Source organism: Litorivivens sp., assembly GCF_041624475.1.
In the GTDB taxonomy this organism is placed as follows: Bacteria; Pseudomonadota; Gammaproteobacteria; order Pseudomonadales; family Spongiibacteraceae; genus Litorivivens.
This window is the reverse complement of sequence record NZ_JBFJUX010000003.1, coordinates 1-25,992: the sequence shown is the minus strand read 5'-3', so window position 1 is coordinate 25,992 and position 25,992 is coordinate 1. Positions and strand designations below refer to the sequence as shown.

Annotated in this window: 23 protein-coding genes; 13 read left to right on the top strand and 10 right to left on the bottom strand. The window is 57.0% G+C overall.

Annotated elements, in window-relative coordinates; all coding sequences use genetic code 11:
- Positions 1 to 4 precede the first annotated feature (4 nt).
- The 4 genes from aceE to ABY734_RS04790 all read right to left on the bottom strand — a co-directional run bounded on the left by aceE (position 5) and on the right by ABY734_RS04790 (position 7,237).
- Complete coding sequence (gene aceE, locus ABY734_RS04805) at positions 5 to 2,680, bottom strand: pyruvate dehydrogenase (acetyl-transferring), homodimeric type (protein WP_372777868.1); 2,676 nt, start codon at positions 2,678 to 2,680, stop codon at positions 5 to 7.
- 384 nt (positions 2,681 to 3,064) lie between these two features.
- Positions 3,065 to 5,914, bottom strand: coding sequence for an insulinase family protein (locus tag ABY734_RS04800; protein WP_372777867.1), 2,850 nt, complete (start codon positions 5,912 to 5,914; stop codon positions 3,065 to 3,067).
- The gene (locus ABY734_RS04795; protein ID WP_372777866.1) at positions 5,911 to 6,990 is read right to left on the bottom strand and encodes an AI-2E family transporter; all 1,080 of its coding nucleotides are present in this window, start codon (positions 6,988 to 6,990) and stop codon (positions 5,911 to 5,913) included. Before ABY734_RS04795 ends, ABY734_RS04800 begins: the two co-directional genes overlap by 4 nt.
- A gap of 13 nt (positions 6,991 to 7,003) precedes the next feature.
- Complete coding sequence (locus ABY734_RS04790; RefSeq protein WP_372777865.1) at positions 7,004 to 7,237, bottom strand: sulfurtransferase TusA family protein; 234 nt, start codon at positions 7,235 to 7,237, stop codon at positions 7,004 to 7,006.
- A 189-nt stretch (positions 7,238 to 7,426) separates the two neighbouring features.
- Here ABY734_RS04790 and ABY734_RS04785 point away from each other — a divergent pair, with 189 nt between their 5' ends.
- Positions 7,427 to 8,887, top strand: a complete 1,461-nt coding sequence (locus ABY734_RS04785; protein WP_372777864.1) for a M48 family metalloprotease — start codon at positions 7,427 to 7,429, stop codon at positions 8,885 to 8,887.
- Positions 8,888 to 9,045: 158 nt separating this feature from the next.
- Here the strand turns inward: ABY734_RS04785 and nadA are convergent, their stop codons facing one another.
- The 3 genes from nadA to ABY734_RS04770 all read right to left on the bottom strand — a co-directional run bounded on the left by nadA (position 9,046) and on the right by ABY734_RS04770 (position 13,779).
- The gene (gene nadA / locus ABY734_RS04780; RefSeq protein ID WP_372777863.1) at positions 9,046 to 10,092 is read right to left on the bottom strand and encodes a quinolinate synthase NadA; all 1,047 of its coding nucleotides are present in this window, start codon (positions 10,090 to 10,092) and stop codon (positions 9,046 to 9,048) included.
- Between the two features lie 85 nt (positions 10,093 to 10,177).
- A complete protein-coding gene (locus ABY734_RS04775; protein ID WP_372777862.1) occupies positions 10,178 to 11,788 on the bottom strand; it encodes a DUF1501 domain-containing protein in 1,611 nt (536 codons plus the stop codon).
- 2 nt (positions 11,789 to 11,790) lie between these two features.
- Entirely contained in the window at positions 11,791 to 13,779 is a 1,989-nt protein-coding gene (locus ABY734_RS04770) for a DUF1800 family protein (protein ID WP_372777861.1), read from the bottom strand.
- 259 nt (positions 13,780 to 14,038) lie between these two features.
- Here ABY734_RS04770 and ABY734_RS04765 point away from each other — a divergent pair, with 259 nt between their 5' ends.
- On the top strand, positions 14,039 to 14,677 hold the full coding sequence (locus tag ABY734_RS04765; protein WP_372777860.1) for a MarC family protein: 639 nt from the start codon (positions 14,039 to 14,041) through the stop codon (positions 14,675 to 14,677).
- The gene (locus tag ABY734_RS04760) at positions 14,678 to 15,154 is read left to right on the top strand and encodes an acyl-CoA thioesterase (protein ID WP_372777859.1); all 477 of its coding nucleotides are present in this window, start codon (positions 14,678 to 14,680) and stop codon (positions 15,152 to 15,154) included. It begins immediately after the preceding gene.
- On the opposite strand, the gene ABY734_RS04755 is transcribed toward ABY734_RS04760, so the two are convergent.
- Positions 15,129 to 15,923 (bottom strand): sterol desaturase family protein, encoded by a 795-nt coding sequence (locus tag ABY734_RS04755; protein WP_372777858.1) that lies wholly within the window; start codon positions 15,921 to 15,923, stop codon positions 15,129 to 15,131. The two genes, ABY734_RS04760 and ABY734_RS04755, sit on opposite strands and share 26 nt — an antisense overlap.
- Positions 15,924 to 16,211: 288 nt before the next feature.
- On the opposite strand from ABY734_RS04755, the gene ABY734_RS04750 reads away from it, so the two are divergent.
- The 3 genes from ABY734_RS04750 (at position 16,212) to ABY734_RS04740 (ending at position 18,497) form a co-directional block, all read left to right on the top strand.
- Positions 16,212 to 17,165, top strand: a complete 954-nt coding sequence (locus tag ABY734_RS04750) for a M23 family metallopeptidase (RefSeq protein WP_372777857.1) — start codon at positions 16,212 to 16,214, stop codon at positions 17,163 to 17,165.
- Positions 17,069 to 17,554: a polymer-forming cytoskeletal protein gene (locus ABY734_RS04745; RefSeq protein ID WP_372777856.1), complete on the top strand. Its 486-nt coding sequence runs from the start codon at positions 17,069 to 17,071 to the stop codon at positions 17,552 to 17,554. The genes ABY734_RS04750 and ABY734_RS04745 overlap by 97 nt, the downstream gene beginning before the upstream one ends.
- 436 nt (positions 17,555 to 17,990) lie before the next feature.
- On the top strand, positions 17,991 to 18,497 hold the full coding sequence (locus ABY734_RS04740) for a porin family protein (RefSeq protein ID WP_372777855.1): 507 nt from the start codon (positions 17,991 to 17,993) through the stop codon (positions 18,495 to 18,497).
- 32 nt (positions 18,498 to 18,529) lie between these two features.
- Here the strand turns inward: ABY734_RS04740 and ABY734_RS04735 are convergent, their stop codons facing one another.
- Positions 18,530 to 19,693, bottom strand: coding sequence for an iron-containing alcohol dehydrogenase (locus ABY734_RS04735; protein WP_372777854.1), 1,164 nt, complete (start codon positions 19,691 to 19,693; stop codon positions 18,530 to 18,532).
- A 134-nt stretch (positions 19,694 to 19,827) separates the two neighbouring features.
- Here ABY734_RS04735 and ABY734_RS04730 point away from each other — a divergent pair, with 134 nt between their 5' ends.
- The 6 genes from ABY734_RS04730 to ABY734_RS04705 all read left to right on the top strand — a co-directional run bounded on the left by ABY734_RS04730 (position 19,828) and on the right by ABY734_RS04705 (position 23,818).
- Positions 19,828 to 20,139, top strand: a complete 312-nt coding sequence (locus ABY734_RS04730; RefSeq protein ID WP_372777853.1) for a DUF2789 domain-containing protein — start codon at positions 19,828 to 19,830, stop codon at positions 20,137 to 20,139.
- Between the two features lie 94 nt (positions 20,140 to 20,233).
- Positions 20,234 to 21,163 carry an alpha/beta fold hydrolase gene (locus tag ABY734_RS04725; RefSeq protein WP_372777852.1) on the top strand — a complete coding sequence of 310 codons (930 nt, stop codon included), beginning with the start codon at positions 20,234 to 20,236 and terminating at the stop codon, positions 21,161 to 21,163.
- Positions 21,164 to 21,847, top strand: a complete 684-nt coding sequence (locus tag ABY734_RS04720) for a class I SAM-dependent methyltransferase (RefSeq protein WP_372777851.1) — start codon at positions 21,164 to 21,166, stop codon at positions 21,845 to 21,847.
- Between the two features lie 61 nt (positions 21,848 to 21,908).
- On the top strand, positions 21,909 to 22,367 hold the full coding sequence (locus ABY734_RS04715) for a VOC family protein (RefSeq protein WP_372777850.1): 459 nt from the start codon (positions 21,909 to 21,911) through the stop codon (positions 22,365 to 22,367).
- A complete protein-coding gene (locus ABY734_RS04710) occupies positions 22,360 to 23,085 on the top strand; it encodes a PaaI family thioesterase (RefSeq protein WP_372777849.1) in 726 nt (241 codons plus the stop codon). The genes ABY734_RS04715 and ABY734_RS04710 overlap by 8 nt, the downstream gene beginning before the upstream one ends.
- A gap of 76 nt (positions 23,086 to 23,161) precedes the next feature.
- A complete protein-coding gene (locus tag ABY734_RS04705) occupies positions 23,162 to 23,818 on the top strand; it encodes a hypothetical protein (protein WP_372777848.1) in 657 nt (218 codons plus the stop codon).
- Here the strand turns inward: ABY734_RS04705 and ABY734_RS04700 are convergent, their stop codons facing one another.
- Positions 23,819 to 24,337, bottom strand: coding sequence for a DUF411 domain-containing protein (locus ABY734_RS04700; protein ID WP_372777847.1), 519 nt, complete (start codon positions 24,335 to 24,337; stop codon positions 23,819 to 23,821). It abuts the gene before it with no gap.
- A gap of 191 nt (positions 24,338 to 24,528) precedes the next feature.
- Here ABY734_RS04700 and ABY734_RS04695 point away from each other — a divergent pair.
- A partial coding sequence (locus tag ABY734_RS04695) for a DEAD/DEAH box helicase (RefSeq protein ID WP_372777846.1) occupies positions 24,529 to 25,992 on the top strand: 1,464 nt, incomplete at its 3' end.

The following is a 25,992-nucleotide window of genomic DNA, read 5'->3' as shown; positions in this document are numbered from 1 at the left end:
ACACTCAGGCGTAGAGTGGGTTGGGTTTGTCGGGGTTGATGCCGAGCTTCTGGATAGCCTTGCTGACCACGGAGCGTTCGATCTCACCCTCATCCGCCAGCGCTTTCAGGGCGGCCAGAGCCACAAAGCTGCGATCCACTTCAAAGTGGTGGCGCAACTTGCTGCGTGTGTCAGAGCGACCGAAACCGTCGGTACCCAGCACCACAAAGCGCTTATTGATATAGGGGCGAATCTGCTCGCCGTAAGATTTGATGTAATCGGTGGCGCAGATGACCGGGCCGTCGCGACCGTCGAGCATTTGCGACACATACGGCACCCGAGCCTCTTCATCCGGGTGCATCAGGTTGAAGCGCTCGCAGTTTGCCCCGTCGCGCTGCAGCTGATTGATACTGGTCGCACTCCAGACATCGGCGGCCACACCATAGTCCGCCAGCAATTCAACCGCTGCTTCCACTTCCCGCAGTATGGTGCCCGAGCCCATAAGCTGAACGCGGTGTTTTGGTTTTTTCTGATCGCTTTCGCTTAGCAGATAGAGCCCGCGAACAATGCCCTCTTCGCAGCCCTTGGGTATTTCCGGGTGACCGTAGTTCTCGTTCATCAGTGTGATGTAATAGAACACGTTTTCCTTGTCCTGATACATCCGCTTCATGCCATCCTGGATAATCACCGTCAGCTCATGGGCATAGGTGGGGTCGTAGGACAGACAGTTTGGTATCATGTTGGCCATCAGGTGACTGTGTCCGTCCTGATGCTGCAGACCTTCGCCGTTCAGCGTGGTGCGACCGGCCGTTGCGCCCATCAAAAAACCGCGCGCCTGACTGTCGCCCGCCGCCCAGGCCAGATCCATAATGCGCTGGAAGCCAAACATCGAGTAAAAAATGTAAAACGGCACCATCGGCAGACCGTGGTTGCTGTAAGACGTCGCAGCCGCCAGCCAGGCACTGAAAGCACCCGCCTCATTGATGCCCTCTTCCAGAATCTGACCGCTCTTGTCTTCCTTGTAGTACATGATCTGGTCGGAGTCATGCGGCGTGTAGCGCTGGCCCTGCGACGAGTAGATACCGAGCTGACGGAACATCCCCTCCATACCGAAGGTACGCGCCTCGTCGGGAACAATGGGCACCACAACCTTGCCGACGCCTTTGTGTTTCACCAGGGTTGAAAGGGTACGCACAAAGGACATGGTGGTGGAAATTTCTCTTTTGCCGCTGCCCTTCAGCTGACCGTTTAGGTCATCAAGACTAGGCACCTCAAGTGCGTCGAAGTCGGCCTTGCGCGCCGGCAGATAGCCACCCAGTTCTTCGCGTCGCTTGCGCATGTAAACCATTTCTGGGCTGTCTTCCGCCGGACGGTAATACGGGACCTCTTTCAATTCTGCATCGGAAATCGGTACCGCAAAACGATCGCGGAATTTTTTCAGACTTTCCAGATCCAGTTTCTTGATGCCGTGGGTTTCGTTCTGGGCTTCACCGCCCTTGCCCATGCCGTAGCCTTTGACCGTCATCGCCAGCACCACGGTGGGCTGTCCTTTATGCTCAACGGCGTTGGCATAGGCAGCATAGACTTTATAGGGGTCATGGCCACCGCGGTTCAGGTACATGATGTCGTCGTCAGACAGGTCTTTGACCATATCCAGCAGCTCAGGGTACTTGCCGAAAAAGTGCTCGCGGGTATAAGCGCCGCCATTGGCTTTGTAATTTTGCAGCTCACCGTCGCAGACTTCATTCATCCGGCGCTTGAGAAAGCCCTCTTTGTCTTTCTCTAACAACGGATCCCAGTGGCGGCCCCAGATCACCTTGTTGACGTTCCAGCCCGCACCGCGAAATACGCCTTCAAGCTCCTGAATAATCTTGCCGTTGCCGCGCACCGGCCCATCAAGGCGCTGGAGGTTGCAGTTCACGACAAAAACCAGATTATCGAGTTGTTCACGACCGGCCAGCGCGATAGCACCAAGCGATTCCGGCTCGTCGCACTCGCCATCGCCGAGGAAGCACCAGACCTTGCGATCCGCCTGATCTACCAGACCACGGCTATGCTGATACTTCATCACGTGGGCCTGATAAATGGCCTGTATCGGCCCGAGTCCCATGCTGACGGTAGGGAATTGCCAGTAGTCCGGCATTAACCAGGGGTGCGGATAAGAGGAAAGCCCGTTACCGTCCACTTCGCGACGGAAATTGTCGAGCTGATCTTCGTTCAAGCGCCCTTCCAGATAAGAGCGGGCATACATACCCGGCGCACTGTGGCCTTGATAGTAAACCAGGTCCGGCTTGTCACCACCGCGAAAGAAATAGTTAAAGCCCACATCGTAGAGCGTTGCCGCTGAGGAAAAGGAGGAAATATGCCCGCCCAGAGCCTCGTTGTTGTCGTTGGCGCGCATTACCATTGCCAGCGCATTCCAGCGAATCAGCGAGCGGATACGGCGCTCCATGAAAAGATCGCCGGGCATACGTTTTTCAGCGGTCGGTTCGATGGTGTTGCGAAAGGGCGTGGTGATTGCAGGAGGAAGTTTGGTGCCTTGCTGGGCGGCGTGGCGCACCAGCATCTTCAAGAGATAGGCGGCTCGCGCCTTGCCTTGATGACGCAAGACACCGTCGAGGGCATCCAGCCATTCCTCAGTTTCCTGGGGGTCTAAGTCGTCGCGTAATTGTTCGCGCAGCTCTTCAAGCTCTTGCAGCATGAAACCGTCCTTCCATCGAATGTCAGTGTGATGGGCCAAGTTAAGCCCATTGTGGCCAGGATTGACCACCTTCTGCACCTTCGATTTCCGACATGCGGGGCTCCGCCGTCAGACGATTGAATGGTTGCCTGAGTGAAGGTTATCACCTGGCCTGCTTGCGTGTTATCGCCTTGTGGGCTGATACCCGCTTTTGTGTTTTGATCGAATGCAAAAACGGGCCGGTCAGGCCCGTATTGCGTGTAAAAATTTTACAGTTAATTCAGAAACATGCAAGTGCATTTGCGGACACACAAATTTTGCGCAGTATACTCACCGCTAACATAACGATTTTTAACCAGTTACCTGAAAACCCGCAACTACACGACCTGTAGTTTTACTACAGGATTAATCTGTCAGCGGCGGGTGCTCATATAAAAAGAACTGCCGTTTGCGACCGATCCACTGAGGACCGTCCAGTGATTGCGTACCCAGCACCTTCTCGCCGCGCTCGCCGCCTGCCTGCAGCCACAGAGAACGACGCGATTCTTCGGCCAAAATAGCCGAGAGCTCCCGCTTCCAGGTCTCGTAACCCATACTGTCCAGAACGTCGACCAACTGCTCACGGCTGTCAAAGTTTGTGTAACCATCCATCAGGTCTCGCCAGAACTGGTCACCGGCCTCCCACAGATTGCGCGGTTGCTCCAGCAGCTTGACCCGCAACGCCTGGCGGTTGCGCTCAAAGCTTTTCTTATCGAGACCGTTTTCCTGCCAGTCCTTTAGAAAGGCCCGAAAGCGTTTTTGTAGATCTGCGGTATCCGTCACCGGAGACTGCACCACAAAATACAGCGCGGGCACTTCACGCACCGGGTAGGCGCCGCCATAGACGACATAACCGAGCTGATCCTGTGTGCGCAGCTGGTTGAAGAACGCCGGCCCAACCATCTGCCCGGCGATGCCCAGCACCACCCGCGCCCGATGCCCCGGATCCGGCGCTTGCAGATACCAGAGCAGCGCCGCGTCACCGTGTTCAAGTGCGTAACTGTCGCCAAAGTCGCCTTCCGGTATCCGGCGAATCTGTTCCGGCTGGGCATCCGGCAAGCGCCCACCTAAAAGAAAGTCTGCAGCGACCCGCGCAAACTGCCGCGCATCGCTCTCGCTATAATTGCCATGGGCCATGATATAGAGCTGAGTGGCTGACATGACTTCCTTGCTGTAGGCCTTTACCTCGCGCATACCCAGCCCACGAGCGGCCTCGAGCCGCAGCTCACTGGAAAAACGGAAGCGCCGCAGTTTCTGCCCCAGCTCGCTCGACAGATAGCGGTAGGGATCGGCGTGGCGCTGGTTTTCCAGGTCGCGGATATATTCCATTTTCACCCGCAAAAAACGAACCTCGTCCCACTCGGGGTTCGCCAACCGACTGGCAAGGCTGTCCAGCAGCATCCCCTGCTTGTCGTTAAAGCCTCGCAGCTCCAGCGCAATGCCGTCCCAGCGCGCACTTAGGCTGTAGTCGAGCCCGGCCAGCTGCGCCGAATAGGCAAAGGCATTCAGCTCGTCGCGAACCATGCGCACCCACAGCTCAGCGGCAGCCTGACGAGTGGCGTCTTTGCTGGCACCGGGTGAGCGAATCAATACATTGAGATTGCCTTTCGGCAGGGCAAAGCGCTTGTCGAGCATATGCCAGACGCCTACCCGTCCGGTACGCAGCACGGCTTTTGGTGTTTCACTGGCGTCGCCGGTTTTAATGGAGAGATCATCGGCTATAAAGGGATTGGGCTTGGGCAGAACCAGGCCGGCGACGCCGGCGCGGCGCTGCCAGCGTTCCACTTCGGCTTCGCTGGGCGGCAATACGCTGTAGGGCACACCATAAAGTTCTGAGGTTTGATCGCCCTCCATCTCCGGCCGCGTGATCGCGATGATGGCCTTTTCCGGCTTCATCTCATCGACCAGCGACTGTATCAATTCCGGATCGAAATCCGTCATCGAATAGTCACCGCGAATCAGATCCGCGGGCGAGTGGTAGTGCAGATTGTGGGCAAGCTGACTGGCTTCGTGAATTTCGCTGGGGCGAGTGCGAAAATCAAACTGCAGTCGCGCGATATCCGTCAGTTCCTGATAGCGCCATTGGGCCACACCCTCGGCCTGAACCAGCGCGATGGCTTCAAACACCATGTCAGTTACGGTATCCACCGCCGCCATACCCGCCGGGGTCAGCTGCACCTCTACATTGAACAAACTCCCGCCCTGGTACTCGATACCAGCACCCGCACGCAGACCTTCAGCCCAGCCATTTTTTTTCAACACATAAAGCAGGCTGCCTTCACCTTCATGCCCGAGCAGGTGGCCGAGATAGCTGAGCGGTTTTTTATGGTATTGCGCGCGCACGTCCGGCAGTACAAAACTCACAGACAGCGAGCGCATCTCTTTGCGCGGCTTGAGTTCAAAGCGCAAGGGGGTATCTTCGACCAAAGCCTCCTTGATAGGCTTGTCTCTCACTTTGTGGTTTTCGATTTCCGAGAAACGCTCCACCACCATAGCCTGCAGCTCGTCCAGGTTTTCGCGACCGATAACAACCAGTCCCATGCGGTTGGCTGAGTAGTGCTTCTGGTAGAAATCCAGCAGGTCCTGGCGCAGCGCGTCTTCTCCGCGCCCGCCCAGCAAGGTCGACAGATTGCCCACAGTGAACTTGCTGAATGGATGCTCGGGGTTGGCCAGTTCCTTGAAGACATCGAGCGCACGGCGGAAATCGTTTTGAATGCGCGCCTGATATTCCGAATTCACCGCATTGACTTCGCGCCCGACGAATTCTGCGTTAAACAGCGGCGCCACAAAAAACTGTGCAAACCGGTCCAGCGCCTCGTCGAGATGATCGGCGCCGATATCAAAAAAATAGTTGGTGTGTTCGAACGAGGTGTAGGCATTGTGAGAGCCGCCCCGCGACGCAATAAAAGACTGGTATTCACCGGCATCAGGGTACTTTTCCGTACCGAGAAACAGCATATGCTCCAGGAAGTGCGCCAGCCCCTGCCGGTCCTTCGGGTCGTGACGGCTGCCGACGTTGATATCCAGTGCTGCGGCCGCCTTGTCGGCGGAAGGGTCGGAGATCAACACCACCTGCAGATCATTGTCTAGCCGTAAGTAGCGCACCTCCCTCGAATCGGTTTGCGGCAGAACCACATTCTCAACGGGCCTCTCGCCACACGCACTCAGTACGACCAGTAACCACAGAATTAACCAGCGCAGGCGCGACTCCATCATCGACTAGCGTCTCCCATTGTTGACGAATTGTTTGTTTGTGTTGGCCAGGCGTTGAGGATTGCCTTGACCAGGGTGGCCAGCGGAATGGCGAAAAACACACCCCACAGCCCCCACACCCCGCCGAACACCAGCACAGACAGAATGATGGCTACCGGGTGCATGTTGACCACTTCGGAAAAGAGCAGCGGCACCAGCACGTTGCCATCGAGCCCCTGAATAATGCCGTAGACCAACAGCAGCGTATAAAACTCGGACCCCACACCCCACTGCAGGTAGCCCACGATCACCACCGGAATGGTAACCACAGCAGCACCGATGTAAGGAATCACTACTGACAGCCCGACTAACAGGGCGAGCAGTGCGGCGTAGTTCAGATCCATCCAGATAAAACTGATGTAGGTGGCAACACCGACAATCACTATTTCGATACCTTTACCGCGCACGTAATTGGCCACCTGATCGTTCATCTCCAGCCATATCTTCGCCATCAGCGGACGCCGATGCGGCAAAAAATGCTTCAGCCAGCCGAGGATGAGATCTTTATCCTTGAGGAAAAAGAACACCAGAATGGGAACAAGCACCAGATAGATCAGCACACCAACCAGGTTGGGTATCTGCCCGATGGAAAAGGACACCACCTGCTGCCCCAGCTTGCCGACTTCAACCCCGGCCACTCCAATCAATTCACGTACCTGCGCTTCGGACACCAGATCGGAGCGTTCCGGCAGTTGCATCAGCGCTGACTGTAATTGACGCAGCAACAGAGGCAGTTCCTGCACAAGACTGGTGAGCTGATTCCAGACCAGCGGCATCAAACCAAAGATAAAGCCAAAAAACAGACTCATAAACAGCAGGTAAGACACAGTGATGGCAAGCCAGCGCGGCGCTCGCCAGCGCATCATCTGGGCGATAACACCCTGCATCATAAAAGCGAAAACCAGCGATGCGATCACCGGTGCAAGCACGTGCCCCAGCGTAATGATCAATACCAGCGCAACAATGATCAGCAACAGCAGAACAACGGTTTCTTCTTCGGCAAACAGCCGGTCGACCCAATTGCTAATTATGCGCAGCATGCCCGTTTCCTGATCAGGATTTTTCAAGGATATAGCGGTACTCACCGCCCTCTTCTTCAGACAGCAAAAGCGAGTGTCCACTCTGCTCGGAGAAAACCGCAAAGTCGCGCACGGAACCCGCATCGGTGGCAAGCACTTCCAATTGCTGCCCGCTTGCCATGCGATTCAAGGCCTGTTTGGCTTTCAACAAGGGCAACGGACAATCCAGTCCGCGCGCATCAACCGTCACCTCACAAGCCCTATCCATCTACCACTCTCACTGATTACAGTTCTGACAATAGCGTGGAGTATACCGACACTACCCTAGCCCGCCCAGCACACCTGGAGGCGACCGGCCCACACTTCGGCACTTTTTACGATTCTTGCGGTCTGATAAGTTCAGCCTTGTTTTCGGTACTCACAAGGCGATAAAGTTCCCTATCACTCGCCGAGCATAATGAGTCACGTGGTTAAAACCCTACTTATCGCCCTGTTTGCCCTGTCATCACTGGCGGCCTCAGCACAATCCTCAGGCTCTGCCAGCAGCGACGGCTACAACCTGCCCGAACTCGGTGACGGCAGCTCCAGTCAATTCAGCCTCGAGCAGGAACACCAACTGGGCCGCGTCTGGCTGAAAGCCTTTCGCAGTCAGGTGACCACAGTTTCAGACCCGCTGATGCAGGACTACATCGAGAACCTGACCTATCAGCTCGCACGGCACAGCCAGTTGAGTGACAAGCGTCTTGAGCTGGTGATCGTCGACAGCCCCGAACTGAACGCCTTTGCCGTGCCTGGCGGAGTCGTAGGCGTTAACAACGGCCTGCTGACCTACGCCGAGAATGAAGCTCAGCTTGCCGGTGTGCTCAGCCACGAACTTGCCCACCTCAGCCAGCGCCACTTTGCCCGCTCACTCGACAAACAAAAAGCAGGCAATCTGTCGATGATGGCCGGCCTATTGGCGGGCATTGTGTTGGCAGCCACAACTGGCAGTGATGCAGGCATGGCGGCCATTGCCACAGGTCAGGCAGCCGCTATGCAGTCTCAGCTTCGCTTCAGCCGAGAACACGAACAGGAAGCCGACCGCATCGGCATGCAGACCCTCGCCAAGGCGGGCATGGATCCCGGCGGCATTCCCAGCATGTTTGAAATCATGAACCGGCGCCTGCGCTTTAACAGCAACAAGCCTCCGGAATTTCTGCTGACTCACCCGCTGACCGATTCCCGTATCAGTGACAGTGAAAACCGTGCCCGGCAATTCCCGCGCGGGGTTTACACCGACAGCCTGAATTTTCAGCTGATGAAAAAGCGCGCCGAGCTGTCACTGGCCAGTAACAAGCGCGACCTGCTGGCCCAGTGGCAGCACGCGCTGGAAAAATCACCCAGCGACGCCAACACCTATGGCGTAGTGATCGCCCTGATGGCCAACGACAAGTGGAAGGAAGCAGACAGCAGGTTGGCCCCGCTGCTGGCTGATGACTCCAGCCGCATTGCTTACGTGGTAGCCAAGGCCAATATCCTTGCGGGTCAGAAAAGCTATGATGAATCCGCTGAATTACTGCGCAAACATCTAAACCTGAATCCGGGCAATAACCCACTGACAATGACGCTGGCCGATGTTCTGCAGCGCGCCGGCCGGCCTCACGAGGCCGAGGAGCTGCTGATCGATCACAGCAAGCGCCGCCCGGAAGACCCGGCCCTGTGGTATCAACTGGCAGAGCTGCACGGCTTGTCGGGCAATATTCTCGGCGTGCATATGGCGCGCGCGGAATACTTTATGCTGCGGGGTTATCTGGACAGCGCTGAGAAACAATTGCACTACGCCTGGCCCCTGACCGAGACCAACAACGTGGCCCGGCATCGGGTTCGCCAGCGACTTAAAGATTTGCAGGAATTGAGAGAAACGCTGAAGAAATTCTAGCATTTCGCGGTTACTGCGTACCCAAAATGCTTCACCGTGCATGCTAAGCGCAGCGAAGCAATTTTCCAGGGCGGGAAGAAGAATTAACGAGGTTGCTTCGCTACGCTCGCCATGACGGATGCACAAACGAACGGCGTTGGATGTGCCCGAAAATCGCGTTAGAGGTTTTTACTAGCGAAATCCAGCATTCGATCCAGAGGCACCAGCGCCTTTTCAATCAAAGCTGGCTCCACAAACACCTCGTTCAGACCTTTGTCCAGCGCTTCCGCCAGATTGTCCAAAGCGTTCATCGCCATCCAGGGGCAATTGGCACAGCTGCGACAGGTCGCGCCGTTACCCGCCGTCGGGGCAACAAGAAATTCCTTGTCGGGTACCAACTGCTGCAACTTGTAGAAAATCCCCTGATCAGTCGCCACGATAAAACGCTGATTGGGCAGGTCGCGAGCTGCATTGATAATCTGGGTGGTAGAGCCCACCACATCCGCCAGTTCCACCACGGATGCGGGTGACTCCGGATGCACCAGTACCGCAGCGTCCGGGTAAACCGCCTTCAGATCGCTCAGGCCCTTGGCCTTGAACTCATCGTGAACGATACAGGCACCGTCCCACAACAGCACGTCGGCACCGGTTTCCCGCTGCACATAACTGCCGAGGTGCTTGTCCGGCGCCCACAGGATTTTCTGCCCGAGAGAGTCGAGATAATCGACAACTTTCAGTGCGATACTGGAGGTTACAACCCAGTCCGCACGAGCCTTGACCGCCGCCGAGGTATTGGCATACACCACCACGGTGCGATCCGGGTGCTGGTCACAAAACGCGGAGAACTCGTCGGCCGGACAACCAATATCCAGTGAGCAGGTCGCTTCCAGGGTGGGCATGAGTACCCGCTTGTCGGGTGACAGGATTTTTGCGGTCTCACCCATAAACTTGACGCCGGCAACCACCAGCGTTGAGGCCGGGTGATCGCGACCAAAGCGGGCCATTTCCAGGGAGTCAGACACACAGCCGCCCGTCTCCTCGGCCAGGGCCTGAATCTCAGGGTCCGTGTAATAGTGAGCGACCAGAACCGCGTCACGCGCCTGCAATAGTGCCTTGATACGCTCAATTTGAGCTTCGCGGTCGACGCCAGACGCTGGCAGCCCTGCATCGAGACTGTCCAGATGATCACGCACCCACTGCTGCTGAGGAGTTACCTGCTGCTCCATACAACACAACCCGTAGTTACAACCTAGCGAGCTAGTTTATCAGGAATCTATTTTGGCAGGAAACTTTACCGCAAGCCTGGATGCCTTAGCCCAAGCCCGGTAGGGGCAACGGTGGCAGCGGCAATCCCGGCTCGGACGGCTCCCCCTCTGCGGACTCAAGCTCAAGGTAGGCGGTGCGAATATCCGAGCCCGTGGCAAAATTCGACAGGTTGGGAAACAGATCACTCATATCCTCATCCTCTACCCCGAACCAGCTGCACAGGGTGGCCAAATATTGATCCACAGAGGTAGTAGGTATCAGGCGACCTTTCCCGTTACGGGTAGAGGTGTCGCTTTCGCCACTCAGGGTTAAATCCGGCCAGGCGCCCAACAGGCGGCCCCCGTCCATACCGCCACCCAGCAAGATATTGTTTCCCGCCCAGGCGTGGTCGGTACCATCGCCGTTATTGCCCAGTGTGCGACCGAAGTCGCTGAGGGTGGCCACCATCACTTGATCGCCCAAATCGAGATGATCCATGGCGGTAGTAAAGTCGCTCAACGCCAAGCTCAGCTCCCGGAGCAGTAAGGGATGTTTGCCGGTAAGATCGGCATGGTTGTCGAAACCGCCGATGCCGACATAATAAATTTGTCGGTCCAGGCCCAAATCCGTGCGGGAGTAGCTGATCATTTTCGCCACGGCCTCCAGGCCCCTCAGGGCCTGCCCTGATAAACGCCCCTGCAGGTTGAGGTAATCAGGCTCATTGTACTGAGCCATCCGCTGATCCGGATGACTGAAAAGCGGTTGACCGTAGGAATTAGCCAATTCCGGATGCGGGAAGGGGTCGACGCCTGAGCCAAAGACAGCAGACATCACATCCGACAGGTCGGCCGATTTTCGATTAGCCGCGTGCAGTACCCGACGCAGCGGGTGATCGGATGCGACCTCCTGATTCAGCTGCCGGAACACATCGACATCAAAACCATTTCCGGAAAACAGCTGACCCGATGAAGACATCGCAGCCGCGCTCGTAAAACGGCCGCTCTGCAATCGATTGTTGCCGCTGAAAGAGACATTCAGCCCGAGGGGCGAGCCACCATTCACTCCCGATAGCTGATGCGCCTCCCACAAATCGGCAATGCGCCCAGCCCAACCATTGGCGTTAAGGTTATCCGCCCAACCCGTTTCCATAGCCCGGGTCTGGTGGTTATGGGCAAACAGAAATGGCGGCAACGGAGCGTTATGCAAATCGTCCTTGGTGACCGGTTGAATCAGGCTGCCGACATTGGCCACCACCGCTGCACGCCTCTCGGCGTAGAGCTGAGCCAGCTCTGGCATCACGGCGTTAAAACCGACGTCGTCAAACTGGTATAAACCATTGAGGTACTTAGCCGAGTCAGTATCCAGGCCAGGTGCATCGTAGGGGTTCCCCGCACTAAGGTCACGGCCGGGCGTACGAGGCACATCAGAGATGGCCACCTCACCCCGACTGGTCAGGTAAGTCGAGTGACTGCTGTTGCCGGAACCGCGTGGCACTGTCATATTAAACGCATCGTTGCCACCGAAAAGGTAAACGACAACCAAGGCCTTGTAGTCTTCAAACGCTGGTGCTGCAGCGCGCGCCAATCCCGAATACAGCGTTCCCACACCGCCAGTGGCAGCCAGCGCCCCGCCCCCCAATAAAGTCTGCATAAAATCGCGACGATTCATCCTGGGCATGCTCAATTCCTCGCCAGATAATCAGCGGACAGGGCAACGTATTGCACCATGTAGCCCAGCATCTTGTGTACCCGTTCACTGTCATCACCCCAAGTGAAAACCGGGGCGGAATCGAAATAATCGACCAGCGCTTCGCGCTGGGTTTCTTCAATCACCTGATTACCCAACAGCATAAGCTCCAGCGTTGCCAGCGTAGCGCTGATCGCACGCTGTCGCGCCGTGCGGCGGCTGGCATCTTGCTCCGCGCTGTCGAGCCCCTCGTAAACACCATCACGAGTACCGTCGAGGGCGAGATCGAAGGTCTGCAGCAAGGGGCTGTAGTCGACCAAGGCAATCTGATCCCGGTTCACCCAATTGCTGGTATCCGCCACAAACTGCTCAACACTGCCGTAGCGTCTGACCAGCTCATTCACTTCCGGGAGTGTGTTGCCATCGATCCGCAGCAACTTCTGCATTCCCGCAATGTTGGCGGGCGTACGCAACTGCAACTCAGGCAGCACCAGCGCCTGCCCCTCGCGCCCCTGATGGTAAAACCCATCCTGCGGCACAAAGTCTGGGCTATAGAAGTTAAATACTGAAGGCGAGCGCAGCGCCGCCTGCCCCAGATCCCAGCCAAAATCCGACCGGAAGTAGTACATGCTCTCTACCGCAGGCGCGGTTCCTTCCACCCGGTTGTTAAACCAGCCATTCAAAGGCTGCACCGAAAAGGCACGCAGCAGGCCGGTATAGGCCAGCAGGGGTTCCACCACTTTACCCCCTGCGGGCTCGCGGGCGCGGCGCTCATCGCGCGCTTCCGGATCGAGCAGAATCGCCCGTACTGTGGCCTTCAGGTCGCCCCGCTCACCGAAACCGTTATTTTCAAATACCGCCGCCACACGCTCCACGTACCCTGATGTCGGATTGGAGGACACCAATCGTTGAATCAGTTGTCGCGAAATAAAGGGGGCGACATTAGCGTGATAAAACAGAATATCCAGCGCTGCATCGAGGTCTTCACCGCTTCCAGCATCGCCAATGATCTGACCGAGCAGCTGCTTTTCACTGGTTTCATGCTCATCTGGGGTGAATTCCATCGGGTGGATCAGACTGCCCTCGTCCGCCCTGACCAGCCCGTAACGGGAGTTAAAACGCAAATCCCAGCCAGTCATGACTTTCGACAACTCTTCAATATCGTCTTGCGTATAGGAGGGAATCAGCTGTCCGTTTGCGTCTTGCTTCGGCGTTCCGTCGAGATTTAATTCGTACAGACCAATGGTAAACAGCTGCATCAGCTCGCGGGCAAAGTTTTCATCCGGCGTGGTATTGCCGCTCGTCTTGCGGTTTCCCTGATGAGAGAGAAAAACACCCATCGCCGGACTCCGGGCGACGTCGCCAATCAAATCCCGAAAATTGCCGAAGGCATGTCGCGCCAGAATATCGTAGTAATGCGCCAATGCTTCTGCGCGACTATCCAGCGGCGACTCGGAAAATGACACCACCAGAATCTGACTGAGCGCATAAGCTACTCTCTGGCGCAATTGATCCGGGGCGTGGAGAGCGTTTTCAAACCAGACACTGTTTTGGTAGTGCAGGCTGGATCGCGAGGCAGCGCCGCTAAATACCGGCTCACCGGCGCGGCCTGCCAACGCTGAAGGATACCAATCCGCGTCCGGCTCCAACGCCTCGGCCATAACGATCATCCGCTGCAAATGACTAAGTCTGGCGTCGTCGGGATCATCGTAGGCCGACGGTGCGGCCAGTTGATCATCGATCCAGGCGCGGAGTCCACGCTCGCGCATGGCGGCTACCAACTCGGTGGTCGGCCCAAAGGTAGCTTGCCTGGCCAGGCGAAAGGCCTCGTACAATTCTGGCGTCGGTTCCACATTGGCGACAGTCGGAAGCAGCGCAGTAGAGCCATTGGAATCGCTGTCGCACGCAGACAGAATTGCCATGGACACGGCCAGAACGGCACACCGCACATTGCGGCCTGCAGGAAAGAGCTTGAGTTTCACGTAGTAATTTTCCGAGGCAGAACACCGGCGAAAGCGGTGCTCCGCTAAGCTGTTATGTTTTTGTCATTATGATTCTCGGCGCCCTTGCGCCGTTACCCTTCAAAACATTAACCCAGCTGACCTTTGAAATCAGCGCGCACACCATCTGCTTGTGACCGAGCTCACGCTTTGCGATCAGCCGCCTCCACCGCAGCGACTAGCGGAAACATTCGCAGTGCGATGCTGGACGGCCTGAGGCTTTGCCAGTAATGTTGCCGCCATGATCGAATACGCTGCGGTCGCCCTGACCACCTTTTTCGCAACAGTTGGCCCCATTGATGTGGCTACCATGTTTGCGGCTTTTACCGTTGCCCTGCCCCGCAAGGAACGACGCCGCATCGCCTTTAAGGCCTCTTTCATTGCATTGATTATTTTGGTCGTATTCGCCCTGATTGGCCGCTTCGTTCTGGACAGTCTGGGCATTTCGATGGCGGCCCTGCGCGCTGCGGGCGGGATCCTGTTGCTGTTGATCGGTATTGATATGGTGTTCGCCCGACATTCCGGTGCCACCTCGACGACCGCAGACGAAGACCACGAAGCCATAGAAAAGCACGACATCGCCGTTTTCCCCCTCGCTACACCACTGATCGCCGGGCCCGGCGCTATCGGTGCCACACTGCTGCTCATGGCCGAAGCCCAGGGCAATCTGCTGCACCAGACCATCGTGCTCAGCTCGCTGGCCGCCATTGTCCTGTTAACACTGGTTTCGATGCTGATGGCAGGCGAAATCAATCGCTTTCTGGGCGTTACCGGCATTCAGGTCATCACCCGAGTGTTCGGCATCCTGCTGACCGCGCTGGCCGTGCAGTTTCTGTTCGATGGCATTGCCCAGGCGCAGTTGCTATCCGGGGGGCTCTAGATGACCAGTTCTGAACACTGGGATTACCCGGAGCCTTTCATTCTCCGTTTTACAGTTGAGCCGCAGCACATCGACGTACTCCAGCACGTCAACAACACCGTGTATGTGGACTGGTGCCAAAAGGCGGGCTGGCAGCACTCTCAGGCGCTCGGACTCGGTATCGAACACTACCGGGAGTTGGACACCGCCATGGCCATCCGCCGCGCGGACTACGACTACATCAGCGCGGCCTATCTCGGTGACGAACTGGAACTGGGCACCTGGCTGACCGGCTGCGATCACCGTTTGCAGCTGGAGCGCAGCTTTCAACTGCGCCACCGCAACCGGGGCACCACCCTGTTGCGCGGCCGCTGGCAATTGGTTTGCATCGGTCTGTCCAGCGGCAAGGCCAGGCGCATGCCGCCGATTTTTTGCCGTCTTTACGGGGATGCCGTTATCGAGACCAGCACCGTCAGCGTGGAAAGGGCCCGCGACTGAAAGGCTGCTTCAACAGCTGAATCAGCGTCTGGCTCCGCGCCTCCCGAAATTGACTCAAACCTGCCCCCACCTGCAAGTCACCCGCCTGCGCGCTTGCACGATAGCTTCCCAGCCAGCGATCCCACAAAGACAGGGTGAAACCAAAATTACAGTGATGCTCATCAGGCTCCGGCGAGTGATGAATTCGATGCATCTCCGGGGTTACCAGCAGCCGTCGCAGGCCCGGCTCGAAACGTCCCAGCGCTACGTTGCCATGATTGAACAAAGCAGCCGCATTCAGCGCAATCTCAAACACCACCACCGCCAGCGGGCTTGCGCCCAACAATGCCACCAGCCCCATCTTGAGCAGCATCGACAACAGGATTTCCAAGGGATGAAAACGCACGCCGGTAGTTACATCTATTGCCGTGTCACTGTGATGCATCGCATGCAGACGCCACAGCGGTGGCCAGCGGTGCATCAGGCGGTGCTGCCAGTAAATCGCCAGATCAAGCGCAACCAGCGCCGTGGCGAACTCGACCCAGCCGGGCAAGCTGACGCGATTGAACAGGCCAAAACCGGCATACTGAGCCTCTATGGCGACTCCCGCCGCCAGCAGTGGCAGGCAAAACCGCAGAAAGGCGGTATTAACCACCACCAGCGTCAGATTCGTCCAACGGCGGCGCCCTGCTCTTGTCGGCCTTGGCCGGTGGGGGCGATACCACTCCCAGCCCCACATCAGCAGCAGAACCGCGGCAAAGACCGCCAAGCGCCACCCATCCAGACTCATAGTCTCTCCAAATCATCACCAGGCTAAATGCCGAGTATAGGGTTAATTTGGCGATTAACCGCTGCAAAAACATCCCGAACGGTTGCCAAAATGCTCAATCTGTATAAAATTTGGCCAGCCGACCCGGCACACGCCTCGGCCGGCAAGCGCAGATGCAGGATTGCGCAATGCCGTGAGCTGCTTCACAATAGCCCGCAAAGTACGTAAAAGTACCAATAGAAAATCTGCCACGCACACCCAGGCGCCCCTATAGGGCATCGAAGTGCCTAAAGTTAGAGTTCATAAAAAATGCGAGACAGATACACCGTCACGATTACCGATTATCGGGGTGCCCGTCACTTCAATCTCAGCCAGCTGATGCGCCGTATGCTAGGTGCGGTCGGCACAGCGGTAACACTGGGGTTTGTGCTGGGCGCTTTTGCCATCTATATGCTGTCCACCAAAGTCGCGGCGCTGAACTCCGACCTGAAAATGCTGGAGAACTACCAGGCTCATATTAAGGAACAGAACCTGCAGCTGCTGCGCAAGCAAAAATCCCTGTTACACGCCGTTGAAGAAAAAGCCGACGCACTTACCCGCATGAGTGACGAGCTGGGAGACCTGGAGATCCTGATAGGCCTCAAGCCACAGACTACCAATACCATAGCTGATCGACTCGACTCCGCCACGCTCACTGCCCAACAGAAAAGACTGATGCTGGAATCCATCCCCAGCGGCCTGCCCCTGAAGCAAACCCGGCTCACCAGCGGCTATGGTATGCGTGTGCACCCGGTGCTCAACCGCAAAGCCCTGCACGGCGGCCTGGATATGAGCGCCAAAGTTGGCACACCGGTCTACGCCACAGCGAACGGCGTAGTCGAATGGGCAGCACCCCACAAGAGCAGTGGCCTGGGCAATATGATCAAGCTCAACCACAATTACGGCTTCAGCTCTACCTTCGGCCACCTGAACAAGATACTGGTCAATGTGGGTGACTATGTGCAGCGCGGCGACCTGATTGGACACACCGGTAATACCGGCATGAGCAGCGCTCCTCACCTGCACTACGAAATTCGCTACCTGCATCGCAGGCTCGACCCAAAACCATTTACTGACTGGTCCTTTGAGAACTATGATGTGTTGTTCGAACGGGAGGAGAATATAAAATGGGATTCCTTGGCCGAGTCAGTAAGGAAAGCGGTGATCAGCCCGGAACGACTGTTGTTGCAGGCGGAACCAAAATTGTCGGCGATCTCCAACTAAGCGACGATTTTCATCTCGACGGCCGCATGGAAGGCCGGCTGTACTCCAGTCTGAACGTATCAGTCGGCGTCAACGGTCAGTTTGACGGCGAGATCGAAGCCAAAAAAGTCATGATCAGTGGCCGTGTTGACGGCACCATTGACGCCGAGCGCCTGGAAATTGTCAGCACCGGACGTGTTACCGGTGAAATCAAGGTCACCGAGCTGGTCATCGAACCCGGCGGTCAATTCAGCGGGACCAGTCATATCAAAGAAGCCGATGAATCCGCCCCGCGCCAGCTCACTTACACCAGCAGCGCGCAACAGCCCACTGAAGCAAATGATTCTGACAATGGCTTGGATTCCGATAAAGACGCATCACTGCGAGCCGATCCCTCCATTGCGGTTTGAACCATCGCGGGCCTTTCACCTAAACGGGTGAAACGCCCCCTATCCGTTTATTGCCCGCCTCCAAGCAGAAAAACAAAAGTTTGCAGGGTAAACCGTACACACGGGGCAAGATTCTATAATTCACTCCTTCGTATCGATCGCAGCAACGCACGCTAAGAAATCGGCGCTCCAGCAACCCTGGACTCTATAGGTCGTTTTGCTCAGACTCTGGGTGATCCGCGCTTCTATGACATGGACGTCGAAAGATACTTTAAGCAACCCGCAGTCAGGTATTGTCTGGTTGCAGGCCGGGGAGTAGAAAAAATGTGATAAATGTCTAGTTTTCAATCAGTTCCCTGTCATCTCACAGACAAATTAACAAACATTCCCACTGCATCCCGCACCTTCATAGTGCAGTATCCCCTCCCACCAAACACTATCGTGTGGAGGAACCCTCATGAAGAAAGTTCTCTGTTTTGCGGCCGCCGGTTTGATCGCGGCGGGAGCCAGTGCTCAACAAAGTCAGCCACAGCTTTATGGCAGCGCCTCTTATGGCCTGCTGGAAACCGAAGTCGGCAGCACCGACTTTGACACACCAACCCTGAACTTGGCCTTTGGTGGCAAGTTCAACCCCAACTTCGCGCTGGAAGGACGACTGGGATTTGGAGTCGGTGATGACAGCAAAAACGGCGTAGAAGTTGAGATCGAAGACTACATTGGCATCTACGCGAAACCCATTCTCCCCGTTTCAGACGTGATTTCTGTTTACGGTTTGCTCGGTCTCGCAGAAACGACTGTCGACACTAACTTCGGCGATGACGATGATGACGACATCAGCTATGGCATAGGTATCAGCGCTCGCCTGAACAATGGCATCGACCTTTTCGGCGAATACATTTCGCTGTATGACGACGACAATGTTGAAATTGGCGGCATCAACCTCGGCGCGAGCATGCGTTTCTAAGCAGCCTCAGGCGGCACTTCCAGTCTGGGTGGTCAAGACGCCACCCAGACCCTTTCATACAAGCCGATAATGTCTTCACGCTCTGGCACCTGCGGATTGTTGGCGGGCGAGCCCGACGCCAGCGCCTGCTCCGCCATCAGTGGCGTCAAGGATTTCCAGTCACTCTCCGCAATGCCAAACTCGGCTGGCGAGGGTACCTTCAAATCAGCGCACAACTGCCGCAAACCCGTCACCAGTTTTGCCACAGCCACCTCCGTATTGTCTGACTGAGCCGCGTAGCCCATCGCCCGCGCGCTGTCCGCGTAGCGCTCGGTCGCGCCAGGCACCGACCAGGCGGTTACCTCCGGCAGTAACATCGCATTACTCAAACCGTGCGGTACGTGAAAATGCGCGCCAATGGGGCGGCTCATGCCGTGAATCAATGTGACCGAGGCGTTCGAGAAGGCAATGCCGCCCTGGGTCGCTGCCAGCATCATTGCTTCCCGCGCGGCGCGATTATCCGGCTCGGCGCAGGCAATCGGCAGGTACTCGACGATGCTGCGCATACAACTCAGTGCAATCGGATCGGTAAAGGGGTTGGCTTTGCGACTGACGTAGGCCTCAAGCGCGTGGCACAGGCTGTCCAGACCGGCATCAGCTGTCAGGCGGTAAGGCATGGTCATCGACAGCTCGTAATCCACCAGCGCGGCCACGGGCATCAATCCAAGCCCCATGCACAGCATCTTTTCCTGGGTTTCAGAATCTGTGGCTACCGCCGCGCGGGTCGCTTCCGAGCCGGTTCCTGCCGTGGAAGGAATTGCGATCACCGGCAGGCCGCTGTCCAGGGTGGCCGGCACCTTGTAATTGCGCAATTTACCCTCGCGGGTGGCCATTACGGCAATAAACTTGGCCGTGTCGATGGCGCTGCCGCCGCCAAGGGCGATAATCGCGTCGTGGTCTCCGTCCTTGAGCACGTTCAGCCCGACGTCGATGGAATCCGTGGTGGGGTCGGGCACCACCCCCGAAAAGATGCGCAGCGCCATGCCTCTCTGACGCAGGGACTGTTCCAGCGCCTCGGCATGTCCCTGCCCCTTCAGGAATTCATCGACAACCAAAAAGGGCCGGCTCAAGCCCAGGCTCTGCAAGACTTCACCAATCTCATGTCGTGCGCCGGCGCCCACGCGTAACACCCGTGGCAGTAACAGCGTTGAATCCATTCCCTTCTCCCAAAGCAGATGACTTGTAACCGGGCATTATAAGCAATGCACGGCATAGACCACTTCGATCCGACCGAAGCCGAACCTTTTTGCTACCATCGGTGATGCTACCACTGAGAGCGAGGAAGTCTTCCATGGAACCCGGTGTTCACAGCATCAATTCACTTTTCAGACAACTGGGATTGCCTGACGGTGACAAAGACATTGAGAGCTTCATTCAATCTCATCAACCGCTCCCGGATCGCGTTTGCCTGCAGGATGCGGCGTTCTGGTCGCCCGCCCAGGCCGACTTTCTGCGTGAAGCCATCAGCGACGACGCCGACTGGGCCGAAGTGGTGGATGAACTGGACGCACGATTGCACACCCCAGCCAGCAGACCCCTTCCTGGAAAACCGTGGTTGACCGAAAGCTGTCGTGCCTATCTGCCGGAAATGTGCGGTTACTGATAACACGCTCCGCCAAGGAATAATCGGCCCTAGACACTAAGCAGTAGTGCATTTTTCTCGTTATACTCCCCGGCGTGACTAGGGAGGTTTAGTCTTGCGCTTAGTATTAGGGTTTCTGATTATCGCGGTGTTGTTGGTGCTGCCGCTGCTGGCACCCCAGCTAGAAAATCACCAGCCACTGATCGACTATAGGCAGGAGCGGAATCTGTCGCTCGCGGCCTCAGAAAGCGGGGTTACCCGTTATCAGAGCTGGGGGAAAAGCAAAGACCCAGTCGTGGTATTGATTCACAGCTTCAACGGCTATCTGGAAACCTGGGAACCCAACATAGAAGCCCTGGTCAATGCCGGCTACCGGGTCGTAGCCTACGACCTGTTTGGTCGCGGCCTGTCCGACCGGCCACTGAAACCACACACCCTGGCACTGTTCCGTGAGCAGTTAACCGCCCTGCGCGATACCCTCGGGATTAGCAAACCCATGCACCTGATCGGCGCGTCATTCGGCTGCGTCATCGCCAGCGACTTTGCCCTGCATCACCCGGATCAGGTCAAAAGCCTGACGCTCACAGGCCCCGCCGGCTGGCCCGACGACAAAAACGCGGCGCAGGAATGGGCCAGAAAGCCCTTTCTCGGCGAGTATATATTTTACTATGCGGGCAAGCCCCTACTGCTATCCAAACTCGACAGTTATTTACTCAATCAGGAGGACAATCCTTGGGCCAAGGCTTACTGGAAGGTCTACCAGAGTTATCCCGGGGTGAAACGTGCAGCTCTGTCGACCCTTCGCTATTCGCCAGTGCTCGACTACACAGCCGGCTGGCAAAAACTCGGTAAAACAAAAATACCCGTTCAGTTTATCTGGGGCCGTCAGGACAGCAGCTTCCCCTACTACCATCACCGCGAAGCCGAGAAACTGATTTCCCAAGCCGAGATTGTCGCCATCGACAGCGCCGAGCACTGGGTCAACGCCGACCAGCCGGCCGAAACCAACCGCGCAATAATCGACTTTCTGCGCGGGATACGCTGAATGAGTCTCGGGGACGCGCATCAGGAACAGGCCATACTGTCCTCATGGCAGGTCAATGCGTCCCCCTGGACTGACGCGGTACGCCAGCGCCAGATTGCCAGCCGCGAAACGCTGACCAACGCTGCCATTATAGAAACGCTGCTCGCTCTCAAACCCGACTCGCTACTTGATATAGGCTGTGGCGAAGGCTGGCTCTGTCGTGCACTCTCAGGCCACAACATCGCGTGCACCGGCGTGGATGCCATCGACGACCTGGTGCAGCAGGCACAGGCCAAGGGCGGCCGCTACCTGCGTCTAGACTATCACGACCTGGCTCATGCCCCTGTGCAGCCGGTGGATTGCGCCGTCTGCAATTTCTCACTGATTGGAAAAACCTCGACCGAGGCCGTGTTCGGCGCTGCTTCACACTTTCTGAAAGCGGGTGGCAAGCTGGTGGTACAAACCCTGCATCCGGTCACGGCCTGCGGCGAGCACACCTATGAAGACGGCTGGCGCGAAGGCTCATGGCAGGGGTTTTCTGAGCGCTTTCAACAAGCGGCACCCTGGTATTTTCGCACCCTGCTCAGCTGGCAGTCGCTGTTTACCGAGTACGGTTTCAACCTCGAACAGCAGCGGGAACCAACGCCTGCCGATAGCGACCTGCCCCAGTCTCTGATTCTGGTCGGCAAGTTAACACCAGGGTAATACTGGACGACTGGCCACTGTGCAAAAATCATGAGCGCTAAACCAGAATAAGGACAAACTTATGCCCATGCGCCTCAACCATATGGAGCTGACCTTTCCGGAAGGCACTCTGACTCCGGAATTCAAACAGCAGATCACGGACTTTTACCGCGAACTGTTTGGCTGGAACACGCTGGAAATCGATATCGTCGACCAGAAGGCCCTGCTGCTGATGCTCGACGAAGATGTGAGCCAGTTTATTTTGCTGGCCGAAAGCCCCAAACCCATGCAATCCCCGGGCTACGACCACCTCGGGCTATTGTTCGATACCCGCGAGGAAGTGGATGCCCTGCTGGAAAAAGCCAAAGCCATGCAGACAGTGAATAGCGAGATTCAGATTAAAGAATACGAAGACCTCAAGGAAGGCGGTACCATTGTCCACGCCTTTTACGTCAGACACCTGCTGCCTATCTGGTTTGATGTGCAATCCATCGACTACGAAAACGGCGCCGAGCCAGCCAGGAAGTGGCACTATGGCTGATTCGCCCACAGGGTCCGACAAGCTGTCAGGACGTCGTATGCTTGAAGACCTACACAATCCCTTCCTTCCACTGGATGAGCGCACTCCGGCTACACCCCAATGGGAGGCCAAACGGCAACTCGCGCAAACGCTGCGGGATTACACCGAAGCCCTGATGACCTCAACGCCCACACCGGAGCAAATGTCGGCCATGAATGAGTGGCTGCAAGACGCCACCGTGCAACTGTCGCAGTCGCCCAGGGTTTACGGTCGCAATGGCTACACCGAGATTGGTGAAGGCAGCTTTGGTGAGGTGTTTCAGGAAGTGGGGCCCCTGTGCGGGCACAGCAATCCGATCGCGCCGCCGCTGGAAATGTGGGCCGAAGGCGAAACGGCATACGCCCGGGTCACCATGGGCTGGCGCTATGAGGGCCCACCCGGCTGCGTACACGGCGGGTTTGTCGCCGCCCTGTTTGACGAATTTCTCGGTATGGCCCAGTTTATGGGGGGCCACCCCGGCATGACCGGCACCCTCACCATAAAATATCGGCGACCGACCCCGCTGAACGTACCACTGGAAATGTCGGCCTGGATTGACCGCTCCGAAGGACGCAAGACTTTTGTCAGCGGCAAGATAGAAGCCAATGGCCATGTTACCGCCGAGTGCGAAGGTATTTTTATCCGGCCCAACCAGCCAGTAACAGCCCTGCGCGATGCGGTGATGGCAGAGAAAAGCTAATACGCGTGATTTATTCTGCTCTCGCCTTCGCCTGAAAGCACAGGCGAGAGCGAATGAAATTTTCTACACTAGAGCCATGACTCTGCGTTGCTCGACACTACCCTATGTAACCGCCGCTCTGGTGCTGGTCACCATCCACCTCTGTTTTCTGCTGTCACTGAACGAAGGCCATGTTCACGCCTGCGTTCCCTACTGGGCAGACTGTGTCAGTATCAGCAAATCGGGCCGCTATGGCAGTGCCTACTTCGTTTTCAAGGGCGGCATGATTCCCGCTTGCGTCCTGCTCGCCCTGTTCTGGAGGCTGGCACAGCTATGGCTGGCAGAGTTAGAACAGCCCAATCGTTGGCTGGGCTTTGTCGGCCTGATCGCCTCAGCCGCATTACTGACCTACACCCTTTCGCTCGGTCACAGTGGCGACCATTTCCGCACGCTGCGACGCTTTGGCGTCGTCTTGTTTCTGGGATTGAGCTTTGTCAACTTTGCTGGCCTGGCGCAATCCCTGAGGCAGACCCGCGAGTCCCGGTTTGCACAGGCGCTGACGCGTGCCTGCGCCGCGATACTCGGCATCGCCCTGTTTTCACTGGTGCTGGATGCGTCGATGGGCGAGGACTACGATAGGTTGGAAAACGCCTTTGAATGGTGGCTTATTGTTCTGCTGTTGGGCTTGCTGATCTATGTCGGAAGGGTGTGGCAGATATGCCGCTTCACCCTTCGACCTGCCGTGGGCGATTAATTACTGCTCGCTGGCGCTGGCGACGTGACGGAAGACTTCACTGGAGCCATCTTCCTTCAACAGCAGAACATCATAAGGCGAAAATCGGTCTCCCACTTCCATGCCCGGGCTGCCCACGGGCATGCCCGGCACCGCCAAACCAATGGCGCCTTCCGGCGGCGACTCGAGAAACTGCGCTATATCACGGGCCGGAATATGCCCTTCAAAAACATAGCCCTCGGGCGAAACGGCGGTATGACAGGACTGGTATTGCGGGGCAATCCCCTGCTCGTTCTTCAAGGCACCGAGATCTTCCGGATGATGAACGGCGGTTGAAAAGCCCGTGTGTTGAACGTGCTCAACCCATTCGCCACAACAGCCGCAAGTGGGGCTTTTGTATACCTGAAAGTCGGCATTGCTCGACCCGGTAGCCAGGCCATCGCTGTCAACACCGTCGCTGGCCGTAGACTCGGCGTCTTTCTGGCAGCCCACCAGCAATAACACCAATACAAGTACAAAAACCGGGCGAAACAGGGTCATGGCAGTCTCCTTTAATTCCGAGGCAGCAGCATCTATGCTTTGCCAGAATGAGTCAAGCGGGGGGGCATAAAGCTTGCACTGGTTAATGTTTTCGTTTACGCGTATAATTTCCGCCCTTTTGTTCGCCCCGCCTAGGGCTCTTACGCCGACTCATAAATGAGTCAGTCAGCCCGAATCACCAGGAAAATTGAATGACCCAATCTGTCCCCGCCACTTTCGCGGACCTTGGCCTGCCCGCCAACCTTCTCGAGTCTCTTGCACAAGTAGGCTATGAACAACCATCTCCCATTCAGGCCCAGGCCATACCCAGCCTGCTTAACGGCAAAGACCTGCTGGGCACCGCCCAGACCGGCACCGGCAAGACCGCCGCTTTCGCCCTGCCGGTGCTGGCCGGCATCGACCTGTCGCTTCGCAAGCCCCAGGCACTGGTGCTGGCACCTACCCGCGAGCTAGCCATACAGGTAGCCGAAGCTTTCAAGACCTACGCATCCAGAATGCCGGGCTTTCGCGTATTGCCGGTCTACGGTGGACAAGGCATGGCTCAGCAGCTCAAGGCCTTGCGCGAGGGCGTGCATGTGATTGTCGGCACACCGGGCCGGGTTATGGATCACCTGCGGCGCAGCACGCTGTCACTGAGCGCACTGAAAACCGTGGTACTGGACGAAGCCGACGAAATGCTGCGAATGGGCTTTATCGACGATGTGACCTGGATTCTCGACCAAACCCCCAAGCAGCGCCAGGTGGCCCTGTTTTCCGCCACCATGCCACCGCCTATTCGCAAGATCACCAAACAGTATCTGAATGATCCGGTTACCGTGGCCATTGAAGCCGGCGAGCGCAGCATTGCCCGCATCGAACAGTGGGCCTGGCAGGTTTCAGGCACCAACAAGCTGGACGCACTGACCCGCATTCTCGAGGTGGAAGATTTTGACGGTGTGATCATGTTCGTGCGCACCAAAAACTCCACAGTAGAGCTGGCCGAAAAGCTGGAGGCCCGCGGCTACCGCACCGGGGCCATCAACGGCGATATGACCCAGCAACTGCGCGAACGCACCATCGAAAACCTGAAAAACGAGCGTATTGATATTGTTGTGGCCACCGATGTGGCGGCGCGCGGTATCGATGTGAGCCGGGTGACTCACGTTATCAACTACGATATTCCCTACGATACCGAGGCCTACACCCACCGTATCGGCCGTACCGGCCGCGCCGGGCGCAGCGGCAAAGCCATTCTGTTTGTGGCACCGCGCGAAAAGCGCATGCTGAAAACCATCGAGCGCGTGACCGGCCAGACTGTAAACTGGCTGGAGCTGCCCACCCGCGAAGCGGTGAATCTCAAGCGCATCGATCAGTTCAAAAGTATTATCAGCGAGACCATGGAAAATGAAGACCTGAGCTTCTTCAACGGCTTGATCGAAAGCTATCTGGCGGAGACCAGCGCCGATCTGTCAAACGTCGCCGCAGCGCTGGCCTTTATGGCCCAGAGTGACCGCCCCATCGCCCCGTCACCCGCGCGCAAGGAGCGTGAGTTTGAGAGCAAGGAAAAACCGGTTCGACACGAGCCGACGCTCGCTCCGGAAGACGTTGCCATGGAAACTTTCCGCATGGCGGTGGGCAAACAACACGGCATCACCAAGGGTGACATCGTCGGCGCG